General features: G+C 72.7%; 10 protein-coding genes. 4 read left to right on the top strand and 6 right to left on the bottom strand.

Features of this window, described 5'->3' with window-relative positions:
• The first annotated feature begins 7 nt into the window (after positions 1 to 7).
• Positions 8 to 754 (top strand): enoyl-CoA hydratase/isomerase family protein, encoded by a 747-nt coding sequence (locus tag ACWC91_RS20145; protein WP_225077735.1) that lies wholly within the window; start codon positions 8 to 10, stop codon positions 752 to 754.
• Positions 755 to 762: 8 nt separating this feature from the next.
• Here ACWC91_RS20145 and ACWC91_RS20140 read toward each other — a convergent pair whose 3' ends face one another.
• Entirely contained in the window at positions 763 to 1398 is a 636-nt protein-coding gene (locus tag ACWC91_RS20140) for a DJ-1/PfpI family protein (RefSeq protein WP_450640010.1), read from the bottom strand.
• Positions 1399 to 1418: 20 nt separating this feature from the next.
• On the bottom strand, positions 1419 to 2381 hold the full coding sequence (locus tag ACWC91_RS20135) for a GlxA family transcriptional regulator (protein WP_376504478.1): 963 nt from the start codon (positions 2379 to 2381) through the stop codon (positions 1419 to 1421).
• 183 nt (positions 2382 to 2564) lie between these two features.
• Here ACWC91_RS20135 and ACWC91_RS20130 point away from each other — a divergent pair, with 183 nt between their 5' ends.
• Complete coding sequence (locus ACWC91_RS20130; RefSeq protein ID WP_450640008.1) at positions 2565 to 4946, top strand: Tex family protein; 2382 nt, start codon at positions 2565 to 2567, stop codon at positions 4944 to 4946.
• 1130 nt (positions 4947 to 6076) lie between these two features.
• Here ACWC91_RS20130 and ACWC91_RS20125 read toward each other — a convergent pair.
• Together ACWC91_RS20125 and ACWC91_RS20120 are read right to left on the bottom strand one after the other, a co-directional pair.
• Entirely contained in the window at positions 6077 to 7717 is a 1641-nt protein-coding gene (locus ACWC91_RS20125; RefSeq protein WP_376504475.1) for an ABC-F family ATP-binding cassette domain-containing protein, read from the bottom strand.
• Positions 7718 to 7753: 36 nt separating this feature from the next.
• Positions 7754 to 8785 carry an oxidoreductase gene (locus ACWC91_RS20120; RefSeq protein WP_225077739.1) on the bottom strand — a complete coding sequence of 344 codons (1032 nt, stop codon included), beginning with the start codon at positions 8783 to 8785 and terminating at the stop codon, positions 7754 to 7756.
• Between the two features lie 90 nt (positions 8786 to 8875).
• Here ACWC91_RS20120 and ACWC91_RS20115 point away from each other — a divergent pair, with 90 nt between their 5' ends.
• Positions 8876 to 9811 carry an FAD-dependent oxidoreductase gene (locus tag ACWC91_RS20115; protein ID WP_225077907.1) on the top strand — a complete coding sequence of 312 codons (936 nt, stop codon included), beginning with the start codon at positions 8876 to 8878 and terminating at the stop codon, positions 9809 to 9811.
• Positions 9812 to 9965: 154 nt separating this feature from the next.
• On the top strand, positions 9966 to 11459 hold the full coding sequence (locus ACWC91_RS20110; protein ID WP_225077740.1) for a M1 family metallopeptidase: 1494 nt from the start codon (positions 9966 to 9968) through the stop codon (positions 11457 to 11459).
• Between the two features lie 42 nt (positions 11460 to 11501).
• On the opposite strand, the gene ACWC91_RS20105 is transcribed toward ACWC91_RS20110, so the two are convergent.
• Together ACWC91_RS20105 and ACWC91_RS20100 are read right to left on the bottom strand one after the other, a co-directional pair.
• Positions 11502 to 11984: an Appr-1-p processing protein gene (locus ACWC91_RS20105; RefSeq protein ID WP_450640005.1), complete on the bottom strand. Its 483-nt coding sequence runs from the start codon at positions 11982 to 11984 to the stop codon at positions 11502 to 11504.
• Positions 11985 to 12026: 42 nt separating this feature from the next.
• On the bottom strand, positions 12027 to 13493 hold the full coding sequence (locus ACWC91_RS20100) for an amino acid permease (RefSeq protein WP_450640003.1): 1467 nt from the start codon (positions 13491 to 13493) through the stop codon (positions 12027 to 12029).
• Positions 13494 to 13729 lie beyond the last annotated feature (236 nt).

The following is a 13729-nucleotide window of genomic DNA, read 5'->3' as shown; positions in this document are numbered from 1 at the left end:
CCGGCGCATGGAGCCGCAGTTGCTGCACGACGTCACCGACGCGGTGGCCACCGTCGTGGTCCACCACCCGGCCAAGCGCAACGCGATGACCGCCGCGATGTGGCGGGCGCTGCCACCGCTCCTGGACGGCCTCGCGGCCGATCCGGACGTCCGGGCGCTGGTGCTGACGGGGTCGGGCACGACGTTCTGCGCCGGCGCCGACATCTCCACGCTGCGCGGCTCGCCGCGGGAGGCGCAGCGCCTGGCGGGGCGGGCCGAGGAGGCGCTCGCCGCGTTCCCCAAGCCGACGCTGGCGGCGGTGCGCGGGTACTGCGTGGGCGGCGGCGCCCAGCTCGCGGCGGCCTGCGACCTGCGGTTCGCCGAGGCGGGCGCGCTGTTCGGGGTGACGCCGGCCAAGCTGGGCATCGTCTACCCCGCCTCCTCCACCCGCCGTCTGGTCTCCCTGGTGGGCCCGGCGACCGCCAAGTACCTGCTTTTCTCGGGCGAGTTGATCGACGCGGAACGCGCGCTGCGCACCGGCCTGGTCGACGAGGTGCTGCCCGAGGGCGAACTCGCCAAGCGGATCGCGGAGTTCACCAGGATCCTCACCGCGCGCTCGCAGCTGACGCAGGCCGCGGCGAAGGAGTTCGCGGACGGCCGCACGGACCGCGACGCCCACTGGGCCGAGCAGGCACACGCGAGCGACGACACCGCGGAGGGGGTCGCCGCGTTCCTGGAACGGCGAACCCCCCGGTTCACCTGGAGCGTGCGGTAGGCGGCCGCCTACGTCAGCGTGAAGCGGCTGTTGGTGCGCAGCTCCTCGACGAGGTGCGCGGGCGCCTTCTCCGGGGATCCGGCGTCGTAGGGCGGCTGCGGGTCGTACTCGGTCAGCAGCTGGACGGCCTGGGCGTGTTCGTCGCCGGCGATGCGGCCGAGCAGCGTCAGGCCCATGTCGATGCCCGAGGAGACGCCGGCGGCCGTGACGTACTTGCCGTCGAAGACGACCCGCTCCCCCGTGGGCTCGGCGCCGAAGCGCCTCAGCTGGTCGAGGGCCAGCCAGTGCGAGGTGGCGCGGCGGCCGTCCAGGAGTCCGGCAGCGGCCAGCAGCAGCGAGCCGGTGCACACGGAGGTGGTCCAGGTGCTGGTGGCGTCGGCGGTGCGCAGCCAGTCCAGCAGGGTCTCGTTCTCCATCTGCCCCGACTGGCCGGGGCCGCCCGGGACAACGACGATGCCGGGGTCCGTGACCTCGTCCAGGGTCCGGTCGGCGGTGAGCGCGAGGTGCCCGGTGTCGGTGCGGACGGGGCCGGTCCGTTCGGCGACGAAGACGGTCTCCGCGCCGGGGAGTCGGCCGAGGGTCTCGTAGGGGCCCACGGCGTCCAGGGCGGTGAAGCGGTCGAAGAGGACGATGGCGATCTGCACGGATATCCCTCCGGTGGGTGTCAGGTGATGGCGGGAGCGGGGCGGAACCGCCGCCGGTACTCGGCCGGGGCGGCGCCCAGCGCCTTGACGAACGCGCGCCGCATGGCCTCCGGCGTGCCGTAGCCGCTGGCGCGGGAGATCTCCTCGACGCCGTCGGCGGTGTCCTCCAGGAGCCGGCGGGCGTGTTCGAGGCGGACCCGGTCGACGTAGCGGCCGGGGGTCGTGCCGGTCTCCGCCCGGAACGCGCGGGCGAAGTGGCGGGGCGAGAGGCGGGCACGGGCGGCGAGCGCCTCGACGGACAGGTCGTCCGCCGGATGCTCGTTGATCCACTGCTGTACGTCCCGCAGGGGCTCGCGCCGGGCCGTCTGCGCGGCGAGCTGGGCGCTGAACTGGGCCTGGTTGCCGGGCCGGCGCAGGAAGACCACCAGGTGGCGGGCGACGCTCAGCGCGACGTCGCGGCCGAGGTCCTCCTCGACGAGCTCGAGGGTCAGGTCGATGCCGCAGGTCACGCCGGCCGAGGTCGCCACGTCTCCGTCGCGCACGTAGACCGGGTCGGCGTGCACGTCGACGGCGGGGTGGTCGCGGGCGAGCTTGGCGCAGTACGCCCAGTGGGTCGTAGCCCGGCGGCCGTCCAGCAGGCCCGCCTCGGCCAGCAGGATCGCGCCGGTGCACACCGAGACCAGGCGCGCGGCAGCGGGCCCGTGCGCGCGGACCCAGTCGACCAGCCGCGGGTCCGGCCGGCGGGTGCCCTGCCCGCCGGGCACGAGCAGCGTGTGCGGTGCGGGCGCCTCGGCGAGCGGCGAGTCCGGTACCAGGGTCAGGCCGCTGGAACTGCGTACGGGACCGCCGTCCAGGGAGGCCGTGTGGATGCGGTACGCCCCCGGTGCGTGCCGGTCCGCACCGGCGAAGACCTCCACGGGGCCGGTGACGTCGAGACTCTGGACGCCGTCGAAGAGGACGACGAGAACGGTTCGCTGCGTCATGCGACCGATTCTTCGTGGGCCGGAGGATGGCCGCAATGACGGGTTTCCCACCTTTCCCGCCATGCCCGGCCCCGTCTCCACCGGTACGAGTACGCCTCGCCGGGTGACGCCCTGCGGCCCGGTTGTCGGTGCGGCCTGCCACAATTGCGGCGCACACCGGAGTGGAGAAGGCGGTACGGGATCGTGACGACACCCCTCACAGCGTCCATCGAGGGCAGGATCGCCGAGGAGCTCGGCGTACGGGAGCGGCAGGTCAAGGCCGCCGTGGAGCTGCTGGACGGCGGTTCGACGGTGCCCTTCATCGCTCGCTACCGCAAGGAAGCGACCGAGATGCTCGACGACGCGCAACTGCGCACCGTCGAGGAGCGACTGCGCTATCTGCGGGAACTGGAGGAGCGGCGGACGGCGATCCTGGAGTCGGTGCGCGAGCAGGGCAAGCTCACCGAGGAACTGGAGGCGCAGATCCGCGGCGCGGAGACCAAGGCGCGCCTGGAGGACGTGTACCTGCCGTACAAGCCGAAGCGGCGGACCAAGGCGCAGATCGCCCGGGAGGCGGGCCTGGAGCCGCTGGCCGAGGGCCTGCTCGGCGACCCGGGCGTGGAGCCGCTCGCGGCGGCCACCGCCTTCGTCGACGCGGACAAGGGCGTCGCCGATCCGCAGGCGGCCCTGGACGGCGCGCGGGCGATCCTCACCGAGCGGTTCTCGGAGGACGCCGACCTGATCGGCGAGCTGCGCGAGCGCATGTGGGTGCGCGGGCGGCTGGCCGCCAAGGTGCGGGAGGGCAAGGAGGAGGCGGGCGCCAAGTTCGCCGACTACTTCGACTTCGCCGAGCCGTTCACCGAGCTGCCCTCGCACCGGATCCTGGCGATGCTGCGGGGCGAGAAGGAGGAGGTCCTGGACCTCGTCCTGGAGCCGGAGGAGCCGGTGGACGGCCCCTCGTCGTACGAGGGCATGGTGGCCCACCGGTTCGGGATCGCCGACCGCGGACGGCCCGCCGACAAGTGGCTCCAGGACACGGTCCGCTGGGCCTGGCGCACCCGGATCCTCGTCCACCTGGGCATCGACCTGCGCCTTCGGCTGCGCACGGCCGCGGAGGACGAGGCGGTGAACGTGTTCGCGGCCAACCTGCGCGACCTGCTGCTCGCCGCGCCGGCCGGCACCCGCTCGACCCTCGGTCTGGACCCCGGGTTCCGTACGGGTGTGAAGGTCGCCGTGGTCGACGCGACCGGCAAGGTCGTCGCCACCGACGTCGTCCACCCGCACGTTCCGGCCAACAGGTGGGACGAGGCCGTCGCCAAGCTGGCGCGGCTGGCCAAGGAGCACGCGGTCGAACTGATCGCGATCGGCAACGGCACGGCGTCCCGGGAGACCGACAAGCTGGCCGCCGACGTCATCACCAGGCACCCGGAGCTGAAGCTCACCAAGGTGATGGTGTCGGAGGCGGGCGCGTCGGTGTACTCCGCGTCGGCGTACGCCTCGCGGGAACTGCCCGACATGGACGTCTCCCTGCGCGGCGCGGTCTCCATCGCCCGCCGGCTCCAGGACCCGCTGGCCGAACTGGTCAAGATCGACCCCAAGTCGATCGGTGTCGGTCAGTACCAGCACGACCTGTCCGAGGTGAAGCTGTCCCGCTCCCTGGACGCGGTGGTCGAGGACTGTGTGAACGGCGTCGGCGTGGACGTGAACACCGCGTCCGTGCCGCTGCTCGCGCGCGTCTCCGGCGTCACCTCGGGACTCGCCGAGAACATCGTGGCGCACCGCGACGCCAACGGGCCGTTCACGTCGCGGGCGCAGCTGAAGAACGTCTCGCGGCTCGGCCCGAAGGCCTACGAGCAGTGCGCGGGCTTCCTGCGGATCCGCGGCGACGACCCGCTGGACGCCTCCAGCGTGCACCCCGAGTCCTACCCCGTGGTCCGCCGGATGGTGAAGACCACGGGCCAGGAGGTCGCCTCGCTCGTCGGCAACACGGGGGTGCTGCGCTCGCTCAGGGCGGCCGACTTCGTGGACGACACGTTCGGTCTGCCGACGGTGACCGACATCCTGCGGGAACTGGAGAAGCCGGGGCGTGACCCGCGGCCCGCGTTCAAAACGGCCACCTTCAAGGAGGGCGTCGAGAGGATCTCCGACCTGGCGTCCGGGATGGTCCTGGAGGGCGTGGTGACGAACGTGGCGGCGTTCGGCGCGTTCGTCGACGTCGGCGTCCACCAGGACGGCCTGGTGCACGTCTCGGCGATGTCGAAGCAGTTCGTGAAGGATCCGCGGGACGTCGTCAAGCCCGGTGACATCGTCAAGGTGAAGGTGCTGGACGTCGACATCCCGCGCAAGCGGATCTCGCTGACGCTGCGTCTGGACGACGAGGCGGCGGCGCAGGACCGCCAGGCTCAGGGCGACGGCGGCGAGCGTCGCCGGCGTGGCGGGCGCCCGCCGCAGCAGCGCCAGGGCCGTGGCGGCGGTGGCGGTGGCGGTGGTGGCGGCTCGCGCCAGGCACCCCCGCCCGCCAACAGCGCGATGGCCGACGCCCTGCGCCGCGCGGGCCTCCTGGACCCGAAGAACGCCCGCCGCTGATCCACCCGCCTGCCTCGGACCCGCACCACCACCGGTGGGCGGGTCCGGGGGCGGGCCTCCCGAACCGGCCGGTGGCGGCGGACGGTTGAGGACCGCTACGGGTGGACCGTCGACCGGACGACACGGGCCCGCCGACGACCGGCCGGTCACGGCGGGTCACGGGCGGGCCGGTGGCCGCGGGAAGTCGAGCGGCTGGCAGCCCCGGATCATGAACCGGCCGATGGCTGCGGGCAGTTGAACCGGCTGGGTCCTGGACCACCCTGTGGCAGCGAACCATCAACGGACCGATAACAACGGCCCGTTGGCCCGGTCAGTATCAGCAGGCCGTTGACCGGCCCGCAGCAGCAGGCGTCGGCCGACGGACCCATTAACCGGCCGGGTTGACGGGGCAGTTGACCGGCCGGTGGCGACGTGCCACTGACGGGCTGGTGGCGTGGCTACGGCCGGTCGACCGACCTGGACCGGCTGGACCCTCGACCACCCCGTAGCAGCGGTACATCGGCGGGCCGCCACGGGCGACCCGTTGGCCCAGCCGGCATCCACGAGCGGTTGACCGACGCGCGGCAACGGAACGCCCGCCGACCGCCACCAGCCGCCCATTGACCTGCCGATGGCAGAACACGGTTGACCAGCCGGTGGGTGCCGGTCGCTGACGGGCTGGCGGCTGCCGGTAGTTGGCCGGGCCGGGCCGGCTGGGCCCGTTGGCCGCCCCGTAGCAGCGCCGGACCGTCGACGGGGCGGCGGTGGCCACCCGTTGGCCCGGCTCTTGGCGGCGGGGCGGTGCGGCCGGTGCCGGCGGGGGCGTTATCGCGGAGGGTGCTGGCCCGGGGGGAGTTCGGTGTGGGGACGTGGGGTCGCGCCCGGGGGCGGCGGGCCTGGCTGGAAGGCGGCGTTGGGCCGCCCTGTTCGCATCACGTCCTCGAGTTGCCTGTGTATGGCCGTGGCCGCGTCCCGTACGCGTGCGGGCACGTCGCCTCGCTCGGCTACGAGTTGGTGATATATGGGGGCGTCTTGGAACATGGGCGACCATGCCTTCCGATCTGCGGTTTCGTTCCGCTGGGCAACGGTGACCGAGTGTAAGACCCAGCGTCGGAGCGTTCACCGCGGGTCCGGCCAGGGCGGCACAAGGCCTAGCGTTCCGTCACTTTGCCCGCGGCGACCTCCAGTCGGCGGGTGACGCGTACGGCGTCGAGCATGCGGCGGTCGTGGGTGACCAGCAGCAGGGTGCCCTGGTAGGAGTCCAGGGCCGATTCCAGTTGCTCGATGGCCGGCAGGTCCAGGTGGTTGGTGGGCTCGTCCAGGACCAGGAGGTTGACGCCCCTGCCCTGGAGGAGGGCGAGCGCGGCCCGGGTGCGCTCGCCCGGGGAGAGCGTCGCGGCGGGACGCGTCACATGGTCCGACTTCAGGCCGAACTTGGCGAGCAGCGTGCGCGCATCCACCGGCTCGGTGTCCGGCACCGCCGCGCAGAAGGCGTCCAGCAGGGCCTCGGGGCCGTGGAAGAGGCGGCGGGCCTGGTCGACCTCGCCGACCAGCACGCCGGAGCCCAGGGCCGCGTGCCCGGCGTCCACCGGGATCCGCCCCAGCAGTGCGCCCAGCAGCGTCGACTTGCCCGCGCCGTTGGCGCCCGTGACCGCCACCCGGTCCGCCCAGTCGATCTGGAGGGACACCGGGCCGAGCACGAAGCCGCCGCGGCGTACCTCCGCGTCCCGGAGCGTGGTGACGACCGCGCCCGACCTCGGGGCCGACGCGATCTCCATGCGCAGCTCCCACTCCTTGCGCGGCTCCTCGACGACCTCCAGGCGCTCGATCATGCGCTGGGTCTGGCGGGCCTTCGCGGCCTGCTTCTCACTGGCCTCGCTGCGGAACTTGCGGCCGATCTTGTCGTTGTCGCTGCCCGCCTTGCGCCGGGCGTTCTTCACGCCCTTGTCCATCCAGGCGCGCTGCGTCTGGGCACGGTCCTGGAGGGCGGCCCGCTTGTCGGCGTACTCCTCGTAGTCGTCGCGGGCGTGCCGACGGGCCACCTCCCGCTCCTCCAGATAGGCCGCGTAGCCGCCGCCGTACAGGTTGATCTGCCGCTGGGTGAGGTCGAGTTCGAGGACCTTGGTGACGGTGCGGGTGAGGAACTCGCGGTCGTGGCTGACGACGACCGTCCCGGCGCGCAGTCCGGTCACGAACCGCTCCAGGCGTTCCAGGCCGGCCAGGTCGAGGTCGTTGGTCGGCTCGTCGAGCAGGAAGACGTCGTAGCGGGACAGCAGCAGCGAGGCGAGGCCCGCGCGGGCCGCCTGGCCGCCCGAGAGGGACGTCATGGGCTGGTCGAGTCCGACGGCCAGGCCGAGCGAGTCGGCGACCTCCTCGGCGCGTTCGTCGAGGTCGGCGCCGCCGAGGCCGAGCCACCGCTCCAGGCTGGTCGCGTACGCGTCGTCCGCGCCCGGCGCTCCCTCGACGAGGGCCTGCGTGGCCTCGTCCATGGCCCGCTGGGCCCCGGCCACCCCGGTGCGCCGGGCGAGGAACTCCCGTACGGTCTCCCCGGGCCTGCGCTCCGGTTCCTGGGGCAGGTGCCCGACGCTCGCCGCCGGCGGGGACAGGGTGACCTCGCCCTGCTCCGGGGTGCTCAGCCCGGCGAGCATCCTGAGCAGCGTGGACTTGCCCGCGCCGTTGGCGCCGACCAGCCCGATCACGTCCCCGGGCGCGACGACGAGGTCCAGTCCGGCGAACAGCGCGCGGTCGCCGTGCCCGGCGGCGAGGTTCTTGGCAACGAGGGTGGCAGTCATCAGAGGACCGATCCTAATGGCCGTGCCCCGGCGCGCTCAGTGCGCCACCTCCGCAACCAGCACGCCCCCCGCCGTCCGCGCCACCACGAAGGACGTGCCCTTCACCTCCCCGGCGTCCAGCGCGAGCCGGTGCCGGCCCGGCTCCAGGACGCCGTCGAAGACCTCCCGGGTGTGGCTGCGATGGAACCGGTCGAGGCGGTGGACGGTGAGCCGGACCCGGCAGGCGGAGGTGACCTCGACGTCCGCCACGCCGTCCGAGACCGTCAGCCGGGTGAGCCGGCGCCGCTCCACGGGACCGCGGTCCAGGGCCTGTTCGACCTGGGCGACCAGGAGCGGCACGATGGGGACCGGCCCGTCGACGTGGGTCACGTCGGCGCCCGCGCGCTCGAAGGCGCCCCGGACGGCGGCGCGTTCGGCCGGGCCGACCGCCGGGCCGAAGGCGACGGCACCGTACTGGCGCAGTTCGCCGGCGTGGACGTGGAGCGCGTCGCGGGTGATGTCGGCGCCGATGCCGATGGCGCGCAGGCCGGCGGCGAGTCTGGCGAGGACGGCGACCCGGGCCCCGACGAGCAGCACCCGGCGGCGGGGCGCGGGGCCACCGCCGTCCAGCAGCGCGCCCAGTGCCGCGCGGTACTCGGCGCCGGCGAAACGGAACGGGCCGATGCCGTGGTAGCCGTCCCGTTCCAGGTCGGCGTGTTCGTCCGTCTGCCAGGCGAAGTCCCGCCAGACGTAGTCCGCCTCGTCCGCGCCGGCCCTCTCGATGACGGCGGTGACCGCGCCGCAGGCCAGGTCCTCGCACTCGGGGCAGCCGTAGATGAGGTACCGGCCGCCCGGCAGCGGCGCCTCGCCCTCCAGCAGCAGGCCGCGCACCTGGGCGGCGAGGATCGCGGGCGGTACGTCGGAGGCGAGCGGGGAGACCGCGTCCAGGTCGGCGAGCCGGAACAGCAGGGGCCGTCCGTCCACGACGAAGTCCACGAAGTCGCGGTGGAGCTGGTGACCGCCGTCGGCGAGGATCTCCCCGGGACGCGTCGCCGGGGCCAGGCCGAAGGTCGTGTACTCGGCAGGCATGCCGTGAGTATTCCCGGCCCGGGGGCGAGGTGAGCACGGAGTGCGCCTTCCGCTACCGTGCGCCGCGTGGACAGTGGGCCGGGTATCGAGGTGGTGGTGGTCGGCGGCGGCGTCATCGGACTGACGACGGCCGTCGTGCTGGCCGAGCGCGGCCGGCGGGTGCGGGTGTGGACGCGTGAGCCGGCCGAGCGGACGACGTCGGCGGTCGCCGGCGCGCTGTGGTGGCCGTACCGGATCGAGCCGGAGTCGCTCGTCGGCGAGTGGTCGCTCGAATCCCTGGCGGTGTACGAGGAGCTGGCCGGGCGTTCCGATGAGACGGGCGTACGCCTGGTCGAGGGCGTGCACGGCGGGACGCGGCTCGACTCGCTGGGGCCGTGGGCGGCGCGGGTGCCCGGCCTGCGCCCGGCGCACGCCGGGGAGTGGGCGGCGGGCACGGCGCTGCGGGCGCGGCTTCCGCTGATCGACATGCCGGCTCATCTGCCGTGGCTGCGGGAGCGGTTGACCGCGGCGGGCGGCATCGTGGAGGAACGGGAAGTGACGGATCTGGCGGCGGTCGGCGCCCCGGTCGTCGTGAACTGCACCGGCCTCGGCGCCCGTGCGCTCGTCCCCGATCCCGCGATGCGTCCCGTGCGCGGTCAGCTCGTCGTCGTGGAGAACCCGGGGATCACGACGTGGCTGACGTCCGTCGACCCCGCATCGGATTCCCCCACCTACGTCTTCCCGCAGCCGGGCCGGCTCCTCCTCGGCGGCACGGCCGAGGAGGACGACTGGTCGCTGACGCCCGATCCGGCGGTGGCCGAGCGGATCGTCGAGCGGTGTGCGGCTCTCCGGCCGGAGATCGCCGGGGCGCGGGTGCTGGAGCACCGGGTCGGGCTGCGGCCGACCCGGCACGCGGTACGGCTGGAACGCGAGGAACTGCCAAACGGGCGGGTGCTCGTGCACAACTACGGGCACGGCGGGGCCGGGGTCACCGTGGCCTGGGGCTGTGCGCGCCGGGCGGCCGCGCTGGCGTACCCGGCCGCCTGAGCGGTGGGCGGAGGGCGGGAAAGGCCCCTGAGCGTGTTTCACCCATGACGGCCGAATGGCGATCGTGTGACAGGGGTGGGCATGGACACGCCTGCGGCCACCGGGACTCAATAGGCTCCGAACGAACCTCATGTCCCTACGACTTGGAGCTGACGTGCACCGCAGAATGATCGCGCCGGGCGCACTGGCGGCGGCCACCCTGCTGCTGGCGATCCCGGCATCGGCCGCGAGCCACTCCCCCGGCGCACCGGGCATCGGCGACCCCTACTACCCGTACTACGGCAACGGCGGATACGACGTCTCCCACTACGACCTCAGGCTGAAGTACCAGCCGGCCACGGACGAGCTGGAGGGCACGGCGACGATCGAGGCGCGGACCACGCAGGACCTGTCCAGCTTCGACCTGGACTTCCTGCTGGACGTCAGCGAGGTCCGGGTCAACGGCGCGACGGCCGCCTTCGCCGCCTCCGGTCAGCACGAACTGGTGGTCACCCCGAAGAAGCCGCTGGCCAGGAACACGCCGATCACCGTGGTGGTCCGCTACAGCGGGGTGCCGTCCACGAAGAGCGCGTACGGCTTCACCACCTGGCACCGCACCCCGGACGGCGGGATCGCGGCGGACGAGCCGGAAGCGGCCTGGTGGTGGTTCCCGAGCAACGACCACCCGAGTGACAAGGCCACCTACGACGTGTCGGTGGCCGTGCCGGACGGCACGCAGGCGATCTCCAACGGCACCCTCCAGTCGACCGGCTCGCAGCTCGGCTGGACCCGGTACAACTGGCGCCAGAACAAGCCGCAGGCCACGTATCTGGCCACGCTCGCGATCGGGAAGTTCGACATCACGACGGGTACCTCGGAGGACGGCGTCCCCGTCCTCAACGCCTACAGCAGGGACCTCGGCGACAACGCCGGGGCGGCGCGCGCGAGCGTCGAGCGCACCGGGGAGATCGTCGACTGGCTGAGCGGCTATTTCGGGCCGTATCCGTTCAGCTCGGCCGGCGGCTACGTGCCGAACACGACGACCGGGTACGCGCTGGAGACCCAGACCCGGGTGTACTACAGCCCGAGGCAGTTCGCCAACGGCTCCAACACGTCCGTCGTCGTGCACGAGCTGGCCCACCAGTGGTACGGCGACAGCGTGTCGCTCAAGGGCTGGAAGGACATCTGGATCAACGAGGGCTTCGCGCGCTACGCCCAGTGGCTGTGGTCCGAGCACGAGGGCGAGGGCACCGCGCAGGAGCTGGCGGACTGGGTGTACGCCTCGCACCCCGCCGACGACCCCTTCTGGACGGTCGCGCCGGGCGACCCGGGTCCGGACGACCAGTTCGACATCGCGGTCTACGACCGGGGCGCGCTCGCCGTCCAGGCGCTGCGCAACGAGATCGGCGACAAGGCGTTCTTCGCCCTCCTGAAGGGCTGGCCGAAGAAGCACGCGTACGGCAACGCCTCCGTGGCCGACTTCCGGGAGTACGCCGAGAAGATCTCCGGCAAGCCGCTCTCGGCCCTCTTCGACACCTGGCTGTTCCAGCCGTCCAAGCCGGCCGCCCCCGCCGCGCGCGCGGCGTCCCTGGCGACGACGCCGGCGGCTCCCGAGCAGCCGAGGTCGTGGAGGAAGATCGAGGCGACGAACGACGTGCACACGAGGTGATCCACGGCCGGGCGGCAGGGAGGGACCCTGGGCCGCCCGGCCTCACCCCCCGTGGTCGTACACCGTCACCGCGATCCCCCGCCGCACCAGCCGCTCGTCGATCAGCGGCTCGATCCGGTCCCAGGTGCCGCCGGCCAGGCCGCAGCCCATCCGGGGCATGTGGACGGACGCGTCGAGCTCGACCGCACGGACGGCGAGCCGGTCCGGTGCGGTGTCGATCGCCTCGTACCGCACGGGCGCGACGGCCTCGCCTCTCCGCCGGATGCCGCGTCGACCGATCATGTTGGCCACCCACACATCCGGCTCCACCCGGACGAGCTGGACGGCGCCGAGGCCGAAGTCGTTGTCCGCACGGTCCCGGTACCAGGCCCGGTGGGCGGCCTCCGGCTCCGGGCGGTGCTGGGAGAGGGCCCGGACGAAGCCCCTCCCCCAGCCGCCGATGTCGTTGCAGACGTGGGCAATCACCTTCACGCCCTCGGCCGAGGGCTCGGTGGCGTCACCCCGGACGTACGTGATCTCCGGCATGACGCCTCCGTACGGGGTGGCACTGACAGCGGGGTGGGGCCGTTACTCCGCGATCTCGGAGAGCTCCCGGTCGGCCGTCCGGGAGACGCGACGGCGGACGCCGAACCAGCCGGCGACCAGGAGCAGGGCGATCAGCGGGATCAGCAGGAGGGTCTTGCGGCCCACCTCGGGGTCGTTCCACATCATGCCGAGGCAGCCGACGAAGAAGGCGATCGTGGCGATCTCGGTGACCGGGCTGCCGGGAAGGCGGAAGTGCGGGCGGGTGAGCAGGCCGGCCTTGGCGCGGCGGACGAAGACCAGGTGACAGATCATGATGGTCACCCAGGTGCTGACGATGCCGAGGGAGGCGACGTTCAGCACGATCTCGAAGGCCTGGCTGGGCATGAGGTAGTTCAGGCCGACGCCGAGTACGCAGACCGCGCAGGTCAGGAGGATGCCGCCGTAGGGGACCCGGGTCCGGCTCATCACCCCGGTGAACTTCGGAGCGGAGCCCGCCGCGGACATGGAGCGCAGGATGCGCCCGGTGGTGTACAGGCCGGAGTTCAGGGACGACATGGCGGCCGTGAGGACGACGAGGTTCATGACGTCGCCGGCCGCCGGGATGCCGATCCTCGACAGGACGGTGACGAAGGGGCTCTCCCCGGCCGAGTAGACCGAACCGGGCAGCAGCAGGGCGAGCAGGATGACCGAGCCGACGTAGAACAGGCCCACCCGCCACATGATCGAGTTCACCGCGCGCGGGATGACCTTCTCCGGCTCGGCGGTCTCACCGGCGGCGACGCCGATCATCTCCAGGGCGGAGTAGGCGAAGATCACGCCCTGCATGACGAGGACGACCGGCATCACGCCGTGCGGGAAGAACCCGCCGTGGTCGGTGATCGAGCTCAGGCCCGGGGTCCTGCCGCCGACGTCGTGCTGCGTGGCCAGCAGGAAGACGCCGATCAGCATGAAGCCGACCAGGGTGGCGACCTTGATGATCGCGAACCAGAACTCCATCTCGCCGAAGATCTTCACCGAGATCAGGTTCACGGCGAGGACCACGGCGAGGGCGATCAGCGCGAGCACCCACTGCGGGACGGACGTGAACATGCTCCAGTAGTGCGTGTAGAGCGCGATCGCCGTGATGTCGGCGATACCGGTCGTCGACCAGTTCAGGAAGTACATCCAGCCGGCGACGTAGGCGCCCTTCTCGCCGAGGAACTCACGCGCGTACGACACGAACGAGCCGGACGAGGGCCGGTACAGGACCAGCTCGCCGAGGGCACGGACGACGAAGAACGCGAAGACGCCGCACACGAGGTAGGCCAGCGCCAGCGCGGGGCCCGCGTTGTGCAGGCGACCGCCCGCTCCCAGGAAGAGTCCGGTGCCGATCGCCCCGCCGATGGCGATCATGTTGACGTGGCGGTGCTTGAGGTCCTTGCTGTATCCGGCGTCGCCCGCGTCGGCGGGCGTCCCGGTCGCCTGGGGGTGGGGGGCGACCTGTGCCGTGGGCACGGCATCCTTGCTCAAGGGTGGTTCCACTTTCTGGTGCCCCGGGCGGCGTGCGCCCGGGTGTCCGTACGTGTTGCGGCCCGCACCACCCATGTCGCGGCACAGACCAGAACGGCAGCTTCCCCGGCTGTCGATTCCCCTGCGATGGCGTACGTCACAGAGCGGGACTTCTCACACGCGTCATTCACTCACCGGTCACCGGCCGTACACCGGCAGGTCAGGGCTTTCACAGCGTCGGTGGGACAGCGATACTG

The sequence above is a fragment of the Streptomyces sp. NPDC001204 genome (genome assembly GCF_053598035.1).
This window is presented reverse-complemented; position numbering and strand designations above follow the sequence as displayed.

Bases quoted from the DNA above. Each gene is read 5' to 3' on its own strand.
- ACWC91_RS20145 (WP_225077735.1), top strand. From the start codon at position 8: ATGGAGCCGCAGTTGCTGCACGACGTCACCGACGCGGTGGCCACCGTC.
- ACWC91_RS20135 (WP_376504478.1), bottom strand. From the start codon at position 2,381: ATGACGCAGCGAACCGTTCTCGTCGTCCTCTTCGACGGCGTCCAGAGT.
- ACWC91_RS20125 (WP_376504475.1), bottom strand. From the start codon at position 7,717: ATGACTGCCACCCTCGTTGCCAAGAACCTCGCCGCCGGGCACGGCGAC.
- ACWC91_RS20120 (WP_225077739.1), bottom strand. From the start codon at position 8,785: ATGCCTGCCGAGTACACGACCTTCGGCCTGGCCCCGGCGACGCGTCCC.
- ACWC91_RS20105 (WP_450640005.1), bottom strand. From the start codon at position 11,984: ATGCCGGAGATCACGTACGTCCGGGGTGACGCCACCGAGCCCTCGGCC.